This is a genomic window from Cellulosimicrobium sp. XJ-DQ-B-000 (assembly GCF_031119065.1).
GTDB lineage: Bacteria > Actinomycetota > Actinomycetes > Actinomycetales > Cellulomonadaceae > Cellulosimicrobium > Cellulosimicrobium funkei.
The window spans coordinates 285,228-300,343 of sequence record NZ_JAVHYN010000001.1 but is presented as its reverse complement, the minus strand read 5'-3'; the positions used below and the strand labels follow the sequence as shown (position 1 = coordinate 300,343).

Sequence of the window (15,116 nt, the reverse complement as noted above, 5' to 3'; positions counted from 1 at the left end):
ACTGGACCGGTCCGGCAGAATCGGGCGGGTGTCGGAGCAACAGCCCTCGCCCACGATCGACGCCGCTGCGCGCGTGCCGTTTCGGACGCTCGCGCTTTGGTCGCTGCTGGTCGCAATCGCGTCGCTAACATCTCTCGTTCTGGTGGCAAGCGTCAGAGACGCCGACGTTCTGAGCGTCGTTGCTATGGCGCTAGCAGTTCTCGCATTTGTGGTTCAGATCATCGTGTTCATTGTTCAGACCGCCGAGGCGGGGCGTCAGTCTCGTGAGGGCCAAGTGCTTCATGGCCAGCTCGTCGCGCTCTTCTCGAGGATCGAAGAGCGAACCCAGGGGACGCAAGTTGCGGTTGACCGTGTTAATGAGCGGCTCATTGAAGCAGTCATCGGGAAAGCGACTGGCGAGGGTCTAGACCGAGTCGAGACAGCTGAGCGCGTGGTCGCAGCCGTCTCGGACCCCGCCGTGGTATCCCATGCTGAGGCTGAACCGCCGGACCCCACGGAATTCGGGTTTACATGGCCGCCGCCACTTTCTCCCGTCGTGGCGCGCCGATATCGGGCAAACGCGCTGCGATGGCCCCCAGTCCCTCACTTGGACGAGGTGAAGAGAACGCTAGACAACTTGTCTCCGCGAGCGCGCTCGTCTCTCTTCCGACTCGCCGCGGATCTGATCGCATCCACCAGGGACGACGCGACCTTCGGCCCAGGCTTCTCCGGAACCCCGCCTCGTGAGCTCGTCGAGATGGGGCTGGTGGATGTCGACGGACCCCACTACTCACTTACGGCGAAGGGTCGACTGGTTGGCCGGGTTGCCACCGCGCGAGGCCGTCTGCCCGAGGAACTGTCGGCGCTCCAGCCGTACGCGGACGAGGCGCAAAATGTCTTGGCGTCTCTTCCTAGATAGACACCCCCCTTCGCCGATCTGAGCAGCCGCGAAGAGGGGATCGGCGGCGCGGCCGGAGCCGAGGTCGGGCAGGATCGCGACACCCCCTCCCCGGGGAGGGTGGTCAGCGGCTCCTGTATCCGACCTCGGGGACCTCGACCGTGACGTTGACGTCGTGGTGGCGGTTGCGGAGGTGTGCGAGCGCGAGGCGGACGTCGGCGGGCGTGTCGTCGAGGATGACGATTCGGTCGCCGTCGATGAGGCGGAAGACACTCGCGGTCGATGGTGTCGTGCACACGCGCACGTGCGCGAGGTTGAGCGCCTGGCTCGCTCGCCAGTGGTGCGCGCGCCGCGGCGTGGGCGCTGCGATGAACACGAGCGGCCCGCGGTTGGGCGACGTGGCACGCGGGGCCGGTGCGGTCTCACGCGGTGTCTGCTGGTCACGTCGTCGGATCACCCGGCCGAGTGCGTAACCGAACAGCGCAGCGACGGCGAACCACAGGCAGAGGAAGAACCCGCCGAGGTCGAGGAGCGCGGTGGTGACGTCGCTCATGACTCGCCCCACAGGACGTAGTCAGCCTTCGTGGTCTCGCGTACTTGCTTGATCGCCCTCAGGACGAGGACGAGAGCGGCGGCCGTCACGGGTTCACCTGCACCGTGGTGTGCGTGCCCCGGAGGGCGTCGAGCACCTGGGGGAGCGAGTCGTGCTCGGCGTGCACCGTCACGTTGACGACGACGTCGAACGCGGGAGAGGCGGGCTCGACGGGCGCGCCGTGCTGGGCGGCGAGGTCGAACTCGCCCTCGAGTGCGAGAACGACGCCGCGCTGCTCGAGCGCGGCGACGAACGCCGCGGCGTCCCGGTGGGACGTGAGCTCGCCGACGAGGTTGCCGAACTTCTCGTCGCACGTGATGCGGACGAGGTCGACGACGTCGTCCGTCGCGGCCGTGGGCTGAGGGTCGGTCATAGGTTCGCTCCTCGTCGTCGTGCGCGCATGCGCTCGGTGTCGCGGTACGTCTTCACGTCGTGGCACGGCTCGCAGAGGCCCTGCCCGTTGCGGGTGTCGGTGCGGGCCCCGCTCTCACCGATCGGGACGATGTGGTCGGCCTGCGTCGCGGGGGCGGTGCAGGGGCCGGGGTGGTTGCCGCACCAGCCGGTGCAGCGGCACACGGGGTCGCGTTCGAGGACGAGGCGGCGGAACCGGCCGCGCTCGGCACCCGTGAGGGCGCGCGTGTTCGCGGACGGGTTCTCCCACGCCTTGCGCTGGTGGTCGGCGCACCGGCCACGTTCGGTGGTGAGCTGGTGGCATCCGGGGACAGGACAGCGGGACGGGGGCGCGACGGGCACGGGGCGTCACCTCCGGGCGGTCGCTACCCTTCGGCCATGAGCGAGACGATCAGGGCGAGGGGTGTCGGGGCGATCTGCGAGTTCGATGGGCAGTTCGTGACCATCGAACGGAAGGGGCTCGGACGAGCGACGGTCGGGAAGGGCACGAAGCGGATTCCCGTCGGGTCGATCACCGCGGTGCAGTGGAAGAAGCCGGGCGCGCTGGTGAACGGGTACATCCAGTTCACGCTGGCTGGCGGGAACGAGCGGCGGGCATCGTTCGGCCGCCAGACCTACGACGCGGCTGGCGACGAGAACTCGGTGATCGTGACGAAGGCGCAGCAGGAGGTGTTCCTGCAGCTACGCGAGGCCGTCGAGGCGGCCATCGTCGCGCGCCACGCGCCAGCGGCACCGGCCGCGCCGGTGTCGGGTGCGGAGGAGGTCGAGCGGCTCGCGGACCTGCACCAGCGGGGCATCCTCTCGGACGAGGAGTTCACGGCGGCGAAGGCGCGGGCGCTCGGTCTCTGAACGGGTGGCGGCCCCGCCGTCCGGGTGTCGTCGCTGTCACCGGAGGTCGGGGCGTGTTCTTGGTGTGCCGCGAGCGGGCGGTGTGCGGCCCAGGGGCCAACGCTCCGCCCGCTCGCGCGCTTTTCGGTTGTGGAACAAGGTCCGCCCCCGGGAGCTCGTGCAGCTCGACCGGGGGCGGACGGTGTCGCGCCACCAGCACGCCCGGGAGCGAAGCGGGCACACGTGTAGCGCTGCATCGAAGTGTGGCCGACCTGCGCGTCTATTGCAAGTAGCTGCGCGTGCGTGATGTGGTGGACGGTTTGGGCGCGTGTGTCTTGGCGGCCTCGTAGACCTGTGCGAGGTCTACGAGGGTGCGGCGGTTCTCGCGCCCGTGCGGGGTGAGCCAGCCCTTGCGGAGCCAGTCACGGATCGTTGCGGGGGAGCGGTTCACGGCAACCGCAGCCGCGTGCGTGTCTACAAGTTGTGTCACGGGAGGGGGTACCTTTTCCGATCATGGGACTGCTGTCGCAAGCGTTGGGAGCCTGGTACGGCCCTTCTCACGCACGAAACGAGCTGGTGATTCCCGGGTCCGGGGATGTGCATGTACGGGTGTTTAGCGGCGTGGTGACCGTGACGGACGTGCAAGAGGCGCTCGAGATGGCGGAGCGGGTCTTCAGGTTCGAGGCGGCGACGTATGCGCCTCCCGGCTCGGCGGTGGTCGTTCGCGGCCACTCGGGCACTGGAGGCTTCCGTGAGGGGGTGAAGGTTGCGGACCTCGCAGGAGCCGAGTGGCATAGCGCCCGATTTGAGGTCGGCTTCGCCACGGAGAACGGGAATCCCCATGACGAGTGGGGTCGCTACCAGTGGCATGAGGCGGTACGTTTCGACATCAACGGGTACGAGTCCTCGCTCACCGCGAGCGTGAAGCCAACTGAGGTCGCTGCCGCAGCGCCCGACTCAACCTCTCTGCGTGCGCATCAAGCGGCCCTGACCACTCTCCTCGCGGGGCGACGTCGTAGAACTCCGCCGGTCAGGCGACGGCAGGTCTGGGCAGCAGCTGCGCCGGCACTCATTGTCGCGTCTTGGCTCTGGGCGATGCTCGCTACAGCTCCGCCGTTCGCCTTCTGGTTGTTCGCCGGAGTGCTGGCCCTCTTCGCATGCGGCTCCCTGTATCGCCTCTTCGGGCCCAAGCGTCCGGCCGGAACTCTCGGTCCGACCCCCGAAACCAACGGTCGACTGATGGTCGACCTCACGCCTCGCGACAAGGTTCTCGCCGAACGAGCGAATCGTCGTGCCGACTTCAAGTCGAAGATCGTCGGTGCCGTCGTGTTCAGCCCGATTGCCGCTGCGGCCGGCGCGTGGATTCTGTCCGTGGTCGGCCCGAGATAATGACCACGCAAGACGCTCGAGCGGAACCGGCAGGGACCTAGTTTTGCCAACGAGCAGGGGCGCTCAAACGGCAGTCTCGGTTCCTTCCCGGATCGTCTTGATGGTGGAGTCGAGCACGCGCAGGACGCTGCGACGGACGGCCTGTAGCTCCGGGTTGTACTTGCTCACGGCCTGGTCGGACGCGAACCGGTGGCGGGCCGCCTCGACGTGGTGCGCGGCGAGCGCGCGGTCGGCTTCGGTCGGGGGCGGGGTCGGCCAGAGGACGGTGACGGGGTAGGCGAGGTCGGTCGACTCGATGCCCTCGGTGAAGCCGGTGGGGAGCCAGGGGCGCGGGCCACCCGCGTTCTCGACGACGGTGCCGTTCGCGTCCCGCAGGACGGAGCGGGCCTCAAGGCCGTCGGCCTGATCGGGCCTGGTCAAGGTTGTGACCGGGGCGTCGCCGTCGGTCGGTGCAGAGCGCGCGGGCTCAAGGAGCACCGCCCCGGCCTTCGCGACGGTGAATGAGGAGACGAGGGTCGGTCCGGTGATCGAGAACCTCTCCCCGCCAGACGACGGGCGGGAACCTACCTTCACGGCCGCGCCTGGGCAGCCGCGCCCGTCGGTGAAACCGACGCGTGCGCCGAGCGGGAGGGCGTCGAGCTCGGCCCTGCTGAGGGTGGTCTGGTCGGTGTTCGTCATGCGGGCACCTCCTGGGTGCGAAGGAAGTCGGACACGGTGGTCTTGCTGAGGCCGACGGCGGCGGCGATGGAGCGGACAGACTGTCCGTCCGCCTTGAGGCGGAGGATCGTGTCCGCGTGGTCGGTGGTTCGGGACGGGCGGGGTTGTCCGGCGACGCGGTGTCGGCGGACGGTGCGGCGTCGGGTGGTGGTGTGGCCGAGGTCGTCGAGGAGGCCCGCCCAGTCCGTCCGGGCGGTCCGTCCGGTGTCCACCGGCACGGCGGGCGCAGCGTCCGGGGTGTCCGCCTGTCCGCCGTCCGGGTGGGGTGCGAAGCTCACGCCCACGACGACGTGCGCGGCGGCGAGCGTCATGAACGGGAACATCGCGGCCAGGCCAGCACCGACCGCGCCCTGCCAGCCCTTGGGGCCGGAGTCCCACGCGTGCAGCGCGTTGAGGGTGGACGAGACGGTGGTGAGGGCCCAGACGAGCGTCCACGCGAGCCGGGCGCGCTGTCCGCGGTGCGTCCGGACGGACGCGGTGACGACGTACGCGAGCATCGCGACCTCGAGCGCGACGGGCACGAGCCACGCGAGGTGGGCGGGGATCGCGGCCCATGGCGCGGCGGCGGACACGCCGGTGAAGGACAGCGTGAACGAGGCCGCGGCGACCGCGACGAGCACGACGAGCAGGCTCGCCAGGACGAACGGGTGGTCGGCGTTGAGCCGGGCGGGTCGGTGCGTGCCCGACGTCGGGCCGGTGCGGGACGTGACGGTCATGGTGCTCGCTCGCTCTCGGGTGTTGGTCTCCGGCGCGCTGTCCGGGACGGGAGTGGTGTCCGGCGTCCGGGCCGGACGGGCGGACGCGGTCACGCGTTCACCCAGTCGCGCCCGCGGTACCGGACAGGGTCCTGCCACGGCTCGCCGGGACCCTCGGCGAAGAGAGACAGCCCCTCCGCGGCGTCCTCGGCGCGCTCGGACGGACCGACGCGCCACACCGGGTCGGACGCCCACGCGGCACCGAGCTCGAAGAGAAGCTCGGGGAGCTGCTCGGCCGCCTCCTCGCGGAGCGCGTCGATCGTGCGGTCCAGACCGGCGTACTCGAGCGGGAACTCGACGACGAGCGTGTCCATCACGCCACCTCTCCGAGAATCGCGGCCCGCACGGCATCAGCCGCGTGCCCCTCGTGCTCGGCGATCCGCTCGCGGCGGGACTCGGTCCAAGTCGTCTCCCACCCGCACGTGCAGCGGAGCGCCCAGCGGGCTCCACGCCCTCCCCACTGCCCTCCGAGTACGCGGTGTGCGCCCAGCGTCCGGGCGATCACGTCGTCGGCGGGGTCGTGCAGGGCGGCGGACACGGTGGCGCGGGCCAGGCGCTCGGCGTACCGCTCGGTCGACTCCGGATCGATGATGGTGACCTTGAGCAGCGCCTCGGTGGCGCGGGCCAGTGCGGGCGTGCTCATCGGGTCGCCTCGGCGTGCGCGCGGACCGCGACGGTGAGCGCCGTCGAGAGCGCGGACTCCCGGAGGCTGCTGCCGTCGGGGTTGGCCCACTGGTCGACGAGCTCGCGCGCGGCGTCGACGACGGGGCGCGCCGCGAGCAGCGCGGCACCGTTGGCGGCGGCACGCCGCTCCGCGGTGAGACGGACGTCGCGCTCCGCGGCGAGCTCGGCGGCGAACGCCTCGGCCTTCGCGCGCTCGACGACGAGGGCGTCCTGCGCGCGCTGCGTCTCCTGCCGGGACTCGGCGAGGATCGACTCGAGCGTCGCGATGCGGACGGCGTGCTCGACGTCGACCTGGTGCGCGACGCCCGGCGGCGTCCCGACGAGGAGGGACGCGAGGCTGTCCGGCGAGTAGGCGCGGCGTGCCTGCGGGGGAGGGGCGACGAGGGTCGTGCCGCCGTTCTCCGCGACGACCGCGCACACGTCCGGCACGGCAGCGACGGCGGGGCGGTGGCCGGTGGTGGTCCCGCCGTCGATGGGCTCGAAGTCGTCGCGTGCGGCGAACTGGATGCGGTTGCCGTCGGCGTCGGGCTTGTCGAGTCGGATGACGTAGTCGTAGGCGCGGCCGACGGCGGCCTTGTCGCGGTGGTCGACGACGGTCGCGGTCGCTCCGTCGGTGCAGCGGACTCGGGTGCCGACGGGCACGCGGTCGGTGATGGTGGTGGTCATGGTTCGCTCCATGTGGTCGGTCGTCTACAACGGGTGGACGTTCAGGGCGTGCGTCGGTGCGCGCGGTACGCGATGAGGACCCCCAGGGTGATCGCGAGGCCGAGGGTTGCTCGGCCGTCGAGCCCGCCGGCGGCGGGCGGGGCGAGGATCACGGAGGCGAGCAGGCCGACCGTGACGGCGACGGCCGCGAGGGCGAGCGGTCTCATGCGAGCCTCCGGGCGGTGAGTCGGGGCCGGGCCTCGGTGCGCTCGACGATCGTCTGGTCGACGGCGGCCGAGGCGGGCAGGGGCTCGGTGTCGAGGCCCAGCATGGTGAGGAGCTCGCGTGCGTCGTCGGTGCTGGTCGAGTGCTCGGCGACGGTGACGCGCGCGGAGTGCGTGAGGTCGGCGGTGCCGTTGAGGGCTGCGCGTCGGGCCATGGGTTCGCTCCCTGGACGAGTGTCTAGTTTCAGTGGACGGGGAGGGCGCGGGTCGACCGTCCTTGGTCGGGTCGACCCGCGCCCGGGTCACGCCGCCTTGGTCACGCCGGGAGGCGCGGCCGTGGCGATGTTGGCGAGGACGTCCGCGACGGCGGGGATGAGTGCCGCCGGGATGGGCTCGTCGTCGGTGACGGTGATGCTCACCGCGACGCCGTCCTGGTCGGTCCAGACTGCCTGGACCGTCACGACGCGTGCGGGTTCCCCGTCAGGGCCGATCGGGCCCCACCCGAGGGTGACAGGCTCCTTGTGGGAGAACCCGTCGTCGTCGATCGGGCTCCAAGCGGGGTGGGTCATGTTCGCTCCTTCCCGTCTACTAGTTGTAGACGATAGTGCACAGTTCGTTGTGATGTCTACCTCTCGCCGCGGTCGCATCCGAACATGCACACCCGTTCTAGTTCGAACACGTGTTCGAACCATAGCGGGTCGCGGACGGACCTGGCTCCCAGCTCGCCCGGTCATCACCCCCCGACCTGGGACGACGTCGCCGAAGAGTGCACGAGCCGCGACGCCGAAAGAGGCCACCGACCCCCGCAGCCCGGCATCCCGCACGCCACAGTCGCGGACTCCGGCTCAAGCCACAGCGACTGCATCCCGCACACGTGGCACTCCGCCTCGAGCCGGTACGCGCCCGACACAATGCCGAGGACGACCCCCGCCCGGTGGTGCAGACGGAACCCGTCCCGAGCGACCTCGTCGCCGAGGTCCGGGTCCTGCTCGTACACGCCCGGAAGGCTTGCGGCGAGGAACGCGACCCCGGTCGGCACCGACCTCGTGCTGCCGAGGCCCATGCGCAGCGTGCCGCGCACCGTCGGGACGAACCGCTCGACGAACGCCTCGACCTCGCGCATGAGGTCGATCACGTCCACCCGGACCGGGACCCGCGGCCCAGCGTGCGCCGGGCCGGACGGGCCGTCCTTCGACCCGCCCGAGCCCGCCGGCACGAGGCCGTGCAGCTCGATCCACCGCTCGCCGACCTCGCGCACGACCCGCGCCGCCTTGGTCACGTACTGCGCGAGCTCGCGGGCCCGCTGCTCCTCGTACAACCTCGTGCTCACTCGTCCCCCTCCGGCGTCGTGTTCCCCTCGGCGGCGGCTCGGCGCGCACGCTCGACGAGCTCACGCCCGAGCCGGGCCCGCTCCTCCTGCTCGGGGCTGAGGTCGTGGTCGCAGACCCGCGCGCCCTTGCCCGGCACGGAGATGTACCCGCGCTCGTCGCACAGCGGGCAGAAGCGGATCGCGGCCCGCGCCTGCACGGCGGCCGTGTGGCGCTCCTGACGCTGCCGCTCGGCCTCGGCGTGCGCGGCGTCCTTGGCTGCCTGCTCGGCGCGCTCCCGGGCGGCCTTGCAGCCCCAGCACGGGGGAGCGTCGTCGTCGAGCTGGTGGCGGGTGCACCGGTCCGGCCGCGTCAGCGGCACGGGCCCGGGTGCGATGTTCCCTCCGAGGTCCTCGAAGGGGGAGGGGTCGTCGCGGTCGTCGTCGCGCGCTGGTGACGCCCCCTCGGAAGCCTCCCCCTTCGGACGGTTAGTGGATGGTTCAAAGGATGGTTCCCCGGACACCCACGTCCCCCCGTCCCGGACACCCACGTCCCCCCGTTCGGACACCGGCGTCCCCCCGTCGCCGCCACGGGAGGACGTGCGTGTCCCCCCGTTCGCGGGACGGGCGGACACTGACGTCCCCCCGTCGACGAGGCGGTGCCGCGCCGTCCGGTCGCAGTTCGACGGGCACGCGACGAGCACCTCGTACAGGTTCGGGCGACGGTCGCCCGGGGTGCTCCGGTCACCGCCCCCGTTCACGTGCACGCGAATCTCGCCGAGCGCCTCAAGCTCGCGCAGCGACCGCCGCACGGTGCGCTCGTCGACCCCGCCGGCGTACCGCGCGAGGGTCGACAGCGCGGGCCACGCCCCGCCGTCGCCGTCGTGGTTCGCGATGCCGAGGAGCACGAGCTTCGTCGTGCCCTTCGCCCGCGAGTGATGCAGGGCGAGCGCCATGGACTCCACGCTCACGGTGCACCGCCTCCTTCCGGGTGGAGCTCGAGCACGACGACGTGGTCGCCGCGCTCCGTGTGGTTCTCGGATCGGTCGTAGGTCTCGGGGCGCACGTGCCGGGGCCCGTCACCGGCGAGCACGCCCGCGGTGACGAGGCCGTCGAGGAGCGCCTTGCAGGTCGGGTGCCCGTTCGCGGCGTCGCCGTGCTTCCACCCGGTGCCCTTCGGGTATGCGATGCGCCAGACGGCGTGCACACGGCCCGTGACGGGCGCGAGGGACTGCTCCTCGGCTGCGCCCTTCGCGAGCTCCTGCAGGGCCCGCACGAGGCGCGCCTTGTACGCGTGGTTCGTGATGGGCCGGTTCGACGTCAGCCACAGCGCGGGCGGCACGACGAAGCGCAGCGTCGGCGGCCCCAACGTGGCGGCGTGGCAGCCGCACGCGCACGGCGCGGGCTCGTCGACGTCGAAGTCCCACGCGTCGCCCGTGCACGCCTTGTGCTTCCCCTGGCCGCAGTCCGGCGAGTAGGACAGCGCGCGCATGACGTCGCCGCTCACGCTGCCTCACCCCACATCTGGTCGACGTACTGTCGCTCGAACTCCGCGTACGTCATCCGCCCGTGCCGGGCCCACCACGCGCGCAGCTCCTCCGACGCCCACCGGTCCGCTCGCTGGTGCGACCCGATGAACAGCGAGTACGTGTCGACCCGCTCGCGCTGCCCATCACGGTTGAGCAGCACGCCGCCGAGCTCGTCGAGCGCGCGCCGGTACTGGCCCTCGCGGTAGTCCTCGAACGCCTTCCGGCACGCGCGGTATTGGTCGAGCGCGGCCTCGAAGATCACACTCACCCCGCGTCACCGCCCTCGTGCGTCGCGCGATGCCTCGCGAGGACCTCCGGTGTCACGTGCAGCACGCGACCCCCGCGTGTGACCGAGACCGTCGCGGCGTGGTGGTCGACGAAGCGCTGACACACGGCGCACCACAGGGGGACGGTGGTGCCCTCTTCGGCGCTCACGCCGCCACGTCCTCTCCGGTGATCGCGGCGACGACGGTCGCGACGAGGTCGCGTGCGGCCGGCGGGGTTACGGCGTTGCCGGAGAGCTTCACCTGCTCGCGCCGGTTGCCGACCATGACGTAGTCGGCGGGGAACGCCATGGCCTGCTTGATCTCGTCGGGCTCGAGCATCCGGAAGCGGACGTCGTCGATGTTGACGGTGCCGCCCGTGAGGAGCGACTGGTGCCCGGCGGTGGTGACGGTCCGCACCGGCTCGGACGCGGGCGTGGTCATCTCCGCGCCGCCGCCGTTGTTCCGGTGGATCAGCGCGTGGTGGTTGCCGGACGCCGTGACGGTCGCCAGCGGGTCGCCGGCGAGCCGCGCGGTCGACCCGCCGCCGCGGAGCTCGGCGATGAACGGCGGGTGCACGAGCGCCTTGCTCGTGTCGTTCGCGGTGAGCGTCGGCATCGCGTCGTCGAGGTTCCGCGCCCGGTACTCGAACCTCCGGTCGAGGAGGAACGGCGGGAGCGCAAGGCCGGTCTCGTTGCGGGTCGTCATGGTGCGCGCGGCCTCGGCGGCGATGCGCGCTTCCTTCCCTTCGCGGCCCTCGACCGGGACCATGAGCGGGTGGTACGCGAGGCCCTTGGACTCGCGGGTGTGCATCGTCTGCGTCGGGTCGGTGATCGGCCACGCCCGGTAGTACGACGCGGGGTTGCCGAACCCGGGGTGCTTCGGGTCGGCGGCGTCGTAGGGGTTGCCGCCGTTCTCCGCGAGGATCGGGGACCAGTACCGCTCGATCCCGACCTGGATGCGCCGCATCGTCTTCTCGGCGAGCGGCTTGTCGCGGTCGCCGATCCGGACGCCCGGGTTCGTCCAGTCGATGATCGAGCTCGCCGGAAGCCACGCCGGCTCGACGACCTCGTTGCGGCACGCGACGTTCGGGCAGCGGTAGAGGTACTGCGAGCGGTACCGGCCCGGGCGGGCCTGCCCGTCGCCCTTCTTCCACCACTGCATGGCGTCGACGACCTCGTCGCAGCGCGGGCAGTACGCGCGCGGACGCTGCATCCGCTCGAAGTCGGGCGCGCGCTCGCCCTGCCGCCAGAACGCGATGTAGACCCGGTCGCGAGACTGCGGCGCGGGCAGCCCGTAGCCCTGCGCGTGCATGCTGTTCATCGACACGATGTGGTGGCGGTAGCCCATGGCGTGCATCGCGCCGAGCCAGGACTGGAAGAGGCCGCCCTTGACGCCCCACTCGGCGGACCAGTCGACGACCTCGACGACGTTCTCGACGAGCACGGCCCGGTAGTGGTGGGTCTCGGCGAACCGAACGACGTCCCACATGGTCGCGCGGGACCGCTCGGCGGCCTCGTCCGGGAGCACGTCCCCGAACAGGTCGGGCTGCTTGTGCTGCTTGCGGCCCTTCGCGCGCGAGTGGTTGGTGCACTCCGGGGAGGCCCAGAGGATGTCGGTCGTCGGGACGTACCGAGGGTCGGTGTTCGAGATGTCGGCCTGCAGGTGGTCGACGTCGGGGTGGTTCGTGTTGTGCGTCTCGATCGCACGGTCCCAGTGGTTTGCCGCGAGCCGGACGGACACGCCAGGGACGGACACCGCGCCCGTGGACGAGCCGCCAGCGCCGCAGAACAGGTCGGTCATGGTGAGGTTGGACATCGAAGTTCGCTCCTTCGTCTATTACTAGTGGACGTTGACGGCGCGCCAGAGACGCGCCTTGCCGCCGTTGGCCGACCGCCCGACCTCGTCCGGCACGACCTCGACCAGGCCGTCGTCCACGAGCTCGTGGCAGCGCGTCCGGATCGACGACGCCGTCGCGTGCGGCCAGTCGAGCTCGTCGACGCCGCGGCGCGTGAACGCCCGGATGAGGTCGTCGTGCGTCAGGGGTCCGTCCTCGGTCAGGACCGTCAGGACGCACGCCCGGACGGTCGGCTCGTGCTTCTCCGCGCGCCTCGCCGCGAGGTGCGACGTCTCCGGGTCGGTGCGGCGGGCGAGGGCGGTGCTCATGTCGTGCTCCTTCGTGTCGTCGGGACGAACGCACGGCCGTCGGGCAGGACCCAGGTCCGGCCGTGCAGGTGCAGGGGAGTGGTGGCGGGGTCGGCGTGCGAGGCGACCATGAAGCCGAGCCGGGTCGCGTCCGCCGGGTGGTGGTGCACCCAGTCGTGGCAGTGCCGGTGCAGCGCGACGAGGTTCTCGAGCGAGTCCTCGCCGCCGCGCGACCGCAGCTTGCGGTGGTGCGCGTCGAACGCGTTGCCCGCGAGCGGGATGCGGCACAGGTCGCAGCGCCCGCCCGCGCGGGCGTACACGTCCATGCGCAGCCGCGCGGGGATGACGTGCGGCACGTACCGCTTCGTCCGCGCGCGAGGCTTCGGGGGCGTCGCGGACCGCGCGAGCGGGGTGCGCCGGGTCAACGGCTTCGACCGCTTCACGCCGTCGGCTCCGTGGCCGCGCCGGCGAGCATGCGGCACCGTTCCATCGCTTCGGGGTGCGTCGGCGCGGTCACGACCGTGCCGGTAAGGCGGTCGAACGCGTACCAGAGGCCCGTGAGCCGCGAGCACCCGACCTTGAACCGAGCCCGCGGCCTCACTCGGCACCCGCCTCGTCCGCGCCGAGCAGCTCGAACAGGTCGGCGAGCACGAGGTCGCCGAGCTCGACCGGGCCGGACTCGGCGACGTCGGAGAGCGCGAGGGAGCGCGCGCCGGCGAGTGTGAACCGGCGGTGCCCGGTGGCCTGCACGACGACGTCGGTCTCGAACGCGAGGTCGCGCTGCGTGCGGATGCGGCCGAGCGCGTCGTCGACGATCGTCTCGCCGTCGACCCGGGCCGTGAGGACGACCGGGCCGGGGAACGTGCGCAGCACGGTGAGGAAGTCGGCCCACGTCGAGTTCACCGCGGCCCACCCGCCGGGCCCCAGGTCGCGCCCGCCTCGCTGCGCCTCGCGCGACAGCACCGCCCAGAGGCTGGTCGCGCCGTCGATCGCGAGGACGTTCAGCCCGCCGGGCGTCGGCTCGGCGGCGCACTCGGCCTGGATCGCGGCCGTGATGTCGGCCCACGTGCCGTCGTGCTCGACGAGCTCGGCGCGCGCGCCGGGGATCGCGCCGTAGGCGTCCATCGCGCCCTGGTCGCCGCCGACCTCGACGACGGCGAGCCGGGCGACGCGACGATCGGCGGAAGCCGCGGCGAGAGCGTAGGACTTGCCGACCTTCGGTCCGCCGGCGAGGAGCACGAGCGGGTGCTGCGCGGTGCCGGTCAGCGGTCGGGTGCGACGCTCGCGCGGCGCGGCCGGGGCCTTGCCCGTGCGGGCCGCGACGACGTCGAGGAGCGACGTGCGGGAGGTAGTGGAGTCGGTGGTCATGGTCATCCCTTCACGCGGAACGAACGTCCCGTCTTGGTGGGTCGCCAGGTGGCGAGGATCGTGCCGAACTCGTCGGCGAGAGCGGTGTGGTCGCCGAGCGCGCGCTTCACGAGGAAGCCGCTCCGGTCCATGTCCTCGATCGCCTCGTCGCGACGACGGCGTGCGTCGACGTAGTCGGCGAAGGCCGCGAGGACCGCGTCGTCCGCGACGAGCGGGTCGAGGTCGAGGTCGCCCGGGTGCACGACGGCGAGGTCGGCGCGGTCGGCGTAGGTCAGCGGGGGAGGGGTGCGCCCGTCCACGAACTGCGACCACCACTCGCCTGCGTACTCCGTCATCCGCGCGATGACCGCGTCGTCCCGCTCGACGCGGAACGGCTCGGGCATGTACTGGCCGCCGACGAGCACCGCGACGAACGCGTGGTCGTAGCCCGTAACTGCGAGCTGCTGCTGCACCTGGACGAGGATGTGCGTCGGCGGGACGCCGTCGAGCCAGTGGTGGCGGTACATGTGCTCGCTGACGGTCTTGACCTCGAGCGGGCACGTCGGCGCGGCGTCGCGCTGGCCGCGCGGGACGAGGAGGCGGTCGAGCGTCGCGAGCATCCACGGGTGCTCCTCGTGCGCGAGGAGGCCCGGCGTCGGCGCGATCTTGCCGAGGTCGGGGTGCCGGGTCGCGACCTTACGCGCGACGACGGCCTCGAGCTCGGAGCCCCACTCAGCGGCCTCGGACACGACGCGGTCGACGGGCCGTGCGGCGGTGACCTTGTCGGCCCACACCGAGTACGGCGTCGCCCACGGGTTGAGGCCGAGGACGGCCGACGTGTCGGACGCACCGAGCCCGGTGCGGCGCGCGCGCAGCCACGGGAGGCGCGAGCGGCGGTACTCGGCGGCGGGGAGGATGAGCCGCCCGCGGAGTCCGTCAGGAAGCGTCGTCGTCACCGGTGGCCTCCTCGTACTCGCTCTCGACGGCGGCGACGCACTCGCGGCACAGGTCGCCGTCGTGCTCGACGGGCTCGTCGTCGCAGCGCAGGCACCGCCGCTCGTCGTGCCGCTCGACCTCGTTCGCGAGGTAGGACTCGAAGCTCACTGGACGCCGCCGAGCGGGTCGCCGTTCTTGTGCGCGAACAGCCGCTCGACGGGCTCACCGAGGACGCTCGCGAGGACCTTCGCGCGCTCCTCGTCCATGGCGTACCGCTGGCCGTCGCGCACGAGGTTGTTGATCGCGGAGCGCGACTGCCCGGTCTTCTCCTGCAGCTCGCGGTAGGACAGGCCGCTCTTCTTGATCGCCGCCGCGAGCGGACCGCGCTTCGCGATCACCGTCAGCTTGCTGGTCTTCGTGGTCACGGTCACCCCTCGTAGTCGAACGTCTATTACTAGTAGACGCCAC

25 protein-coding genes are annotated in these 15,116 nt (G+C 71.8%); 3 read left to right on the top strand and 22 right to left on the bottom strand.

Features of this window, described 5'->3' with window-relative positions:
• The first annotated feature begins 28 nt into the window (after positions 1 to 28).
• Positions 29 to 898, top strand: a complete 870-nt coding sequence (locus RDI86_RS01420) for a hypothetical protein (protein WP_308820474.1) — start codon at positions 29 to 31, stop codon at positions 896 to 898.
• 103 nt (positions 899 to 1,001) lie between these two features.
• Here RDI86_RS01420 and RDI86_RS01415 read toward each other — a convergent pair whose 3' ends face one another.
• The 3 genes from RDI86_RS01415 to RDI86_RS01405 all read right to left on the bottom strand — a co-directional run bounded on the left by RDI86_RS01415 (position 1,002) and on the right by RDI86_RS01405 (position 2,222).
• Entirely contained in the window at positions 1,002 to 1,430 is a 429-nt protein-coding gene (locus tag RDI86_RS01415) for a hypothetical protein (protein WP_308820473.1), read from the bottom strand.
• Positions 1,431 to 1,515: 85 nt separating this feature from the next.
• Complete coding sequence (locus tag RDI86_RS01410) at positions 1,516 to 1,842, bottom strand: hypothetical protein (RefSeq protein ID WP_308820472.1); 327 nt, start codon at positions 1,840 to 1,842, stop codon at positions 1,516 to 1,518.
• Positions 1,839 to 2,222 (bottom strand): HNH endonuclease signature motif containing protein, encoded by a 384-nt coding sequence (locus tag RDI86_RS01405; RefSeq protein ID WP_308820471.1) that lies wholly within the window; start codon positions 2,220 to 2,222, stop codon positions 1,839 to 1,841. The genes RDI86_RS01410 and RDI86_RS01405 overlap by 4 nt, the downstream gene beginning before the upstream one ends.
• A gap of 36 nt (positions 2,223 to 2,258) precedes the next feature.
• On the opposite strand from RDI86_RS01405, the gene RDI86_RS01400 reads away from it, so the two are divergent.
• A complete protein-coding gene (locus RDI86_RS01400; protein WP_308820470.1) occupies positions 2,259 to 2,729 on the top strand; it encodes a DUF4429 domain-containing protein in 471 nt (156 codons plus the stop codon).
• 492 nt (positions 2,730 to 3,221) lie between these two features.
• Positions 3,222 to 4,097 carry a hypothetical protein gene (locus RDI86_RS01395; protein WP_308820469.1) on the top strand — a complete coding sequence of 292 codons (876 nt, stop codon included), beginning with the start codon at positions 3,222 to 3,224 and terminating at the stop codon, positions 4,095 to 4,097.
• Between the two features lie 63 nt (positions 4,098 to 4,160).
• Here RDI86_RS01395 and RDI86_RS01390 read toward each other — a convergent pair whose 3' ends face one another.
• The 19 genes from RDI86_RS01390 to RDI86_RS01300 all read right to left on the bottom strand — a co-directional run bounded on the left by RDI86_RS01390 (position 4,161) and on the right by RDI86_RS01300 (position 15,073).
• Complete coding sequence (locus RDI86_RS01390) at positions 4,161 to 4,775, bottom strand: hypothetical protein (protein ID WP_308820468.1); 615 nt, start codon at positions 4,773 to 4,775, stop codon at positions 4,161 to 4,163.
• Entirely contained in the window at positions 4,772 to 5,530 is a 759-nt protein-coding gene (locus RDI86_RS01385) for a DUF2637 domain-containing protein (protein WP_308820467.1), read from the bottom strand. Before RDI86_RS01385 ends, RDI86_RS01390 begins: the two co-directional genes overlap by 4 nt.
• 89 nt (positions 5,531 to 5,619) lie before the next feature.
• Entirely contained in the window at positions 5,620 to 5,883 is a 264-nt protein-coding gene (locus tag RDI86_RS01380; protein ID WP_308820466.1) for a hypothetical protein, read from the bottom strand.
• A complete protein-coding gene (locus RDI86_RS01375) occupies positions 5,883 to 6,212 on the bottom strand; it encodes a hypothetical protein (protein WP_308820465.1) in 330 nt (109 codons plus the stop codon). Before RDI86_RS01375 ends, RDI86_RS01380 begins: the two co-directional genes overlap by 1 nt.
• Positions 6,209 to 6,919, bottom strand: a complete 711-nt coding sequence (locus tag RDI86_RS01370; RefSeq protein WP_308820464.1) for a hypothetical protein — start codon at positions 6,917 to 6,919, stop codon at positions 6,209 to 6,211. Before RDI86_RS01370 ends, RDI86_RS01375 begins: the two co-directional genes overlap by 4 nt.
• Positions 6,920 to 6,960: 41 nt before the next feature.
• Complete coding sequence (locus RDI86_RS01365) at positions 6,961 to 7,125, bottom strand: hypothetical protein (RefSeq protein ID WP_308820463.1); 165 nt, start codon at positions 7,123 to 7,125, stop codon at positions 6,961 to 6,963.
• On the bottom strand, positions 7,122 to 7,337 hold the full coding sequence (locus RDI86_RS01360; protein WP_308820462.1) for a hypothetical protein: 216 nt from the start codon (positions 7,335 to 7,337) through the stop codon (positions 7,122 to 7,124). The genes RDI86_RS01365 and RDI86_RS01360 overlap by 4 nt, the downstream gene beginning before the upstream one ends.
• An 87-nt stretch (positions 7,338 to 7,424) precedes the next feature.
• Positions 7,425 to 7,691 (bottom strand): hypothetical protein, encoded by a 267-nt coding sequence (locus RDI86_RS01355; protein WP_308820461.1) that lies wholly within the window; start codon positions 7,689 to 7,691, stop codon positions 7,425 to 7,427.
• A 164-nt stretch (positions 7,692 to 7,855) separates the two neighbouring features.
• The gene (locus RDI86_RS01350) at positions 7,856 to 8,452 is read right to left on the bottom strand and encodes a hypothetical protein (protein ID WP_308820460.1); all 597 of its coding nucleotides are present in this window, start codon (positions 8,450 to 8,452) and stop codon (positions 7,856 to 7,858) included.
• Entirely contained in the window at positions 8,449 to 9,399 is a 951-nt protein-coding gene (locus RDI86_RS01345) for a helix-turn-helix domain-containing protein (protein ID WP_308820459.1), read from the bottom strand. The genes RDI86_RS01350 and RDI86_RS01345 overlap by 4 nt, the downstream gene beginning before the upstream one ends.
• The gene (locus RDI86_RS01340) at positions 9,396 to 9,935 is read right to left on the bottom strand and encodes a hypothetical protein (protein ID WP_308820458.1); all 540 of its coding nucleotides are present in this window, start codon (positions 9,933 to 9,935) and stop codon (positions 9,396 to 9,398) included. Before RDI86_RS01340 ends, RDI86_RS01345 begins: the two co-directional genes overlap by 4 nt.
• Positions 9,932 to 10,225, bottom strand: a complete 294-nt coding sequence (locus RDI86_RS01335) for a hypothetical protein (RefSeq protein ID WP_308820457.1) — start codon at positions 10,223 to 10,225, stop codon at positions 9,932 to 9,934. Before RDI86_RS01335 ends, RDI86_RS01340 begins: the two co-directional genes overlap by 4 nt.
• Positions 10,226 to 10,388: 163 nt before the next feature.
• Positions 10,389 to 12,038, bottom strand: coding sequence for a DNA cytosine methyltransferase (locus RDI86_RS01330; RefSeq protein WP_308820456.1), 1,650 nt, complete (start codon positions 12,036 to 12,038; stop codon positions 10,389 to 10,391).
• A 24-nt stretch (positions 12,039 to 12,062) separates the two neighbouring features.
• Positions 12,063 to 12,386, bottom strand: coding sequence for a hypothetical protein (locus RDI86_RS01325; protein ID WP_308820455.1), 324 nt, complete (start codon positions 12,384 to 12,386; stop codon positions 12,063 to 12,065).
• A complete protein-coding gene (locus RDI86_RS01320) occupies positions 12,383 to 12,808 on the bottom strand; it encodes an HNH endonuclease signature motif containing protein (RefSeq protein ID WP_175008148.1) in 426 nt (141 codons plus the stop codon). Before RDI86_RS01320 ends, RDI86_RS01325 begins: the two co-directional genes overlap by 4 nt.
• Before the next feature lie 154 nt (positions 12,809 to 12,962).
• Positions 12,963 to 13,733, bottom strand: coding sequence for an AAA family ATPase (locus tag RDI86_RS01315; protein WP_308820454.1), 771 nt, complete (start codon positions 13,731 to 13,733; stop codon positions 12,963 to 12,965).
• Positions 13,734 to 13,735: 2 nt separating this feature from the next.
• Positions 13,736 to 14,668: a lambda-exonuclease family protein gene (locus RDI86_RS01310; protein WP_308820453.1), complete on the bottom strand. Its 933-nt coding sequence runs from the start codon at positions 14,666 to 14,668 to the stop codon at positions 13,736 to 13,738.
• Complete coding sequence (locus tag RDI86_RS01305; protein WP_308820452.1) at positions 14,649 to 14,816, bottom strand: hypothetical protein; 168 nt, start codon at positions 14,814 to 14,816, stop codon at positions 14,649 to 14,651. Before RDI86_RS01305 ends, RDI86_RS01310 begins: the two co-directional genes overlap by 20 nt.
• On the bottom strand, positions 14,813 to 15,073 hold the full coding sequence (locus tag RDI86_RS01300; RefSeq protein ID WP_308820451.1) for a helix-turn-helix transcriptional regulator: 261 nt from the start codon (positions 15,071 to 15,073) through the stop codon (positions 14,813 to 14,815). Before RDI86_RS01300 ends, RDI86_RS01305 begins: the two co-directional genes overlap by 4 nt.
• Positions 15,074 to 15,116 lie beyond the last annotated feature (43 nt).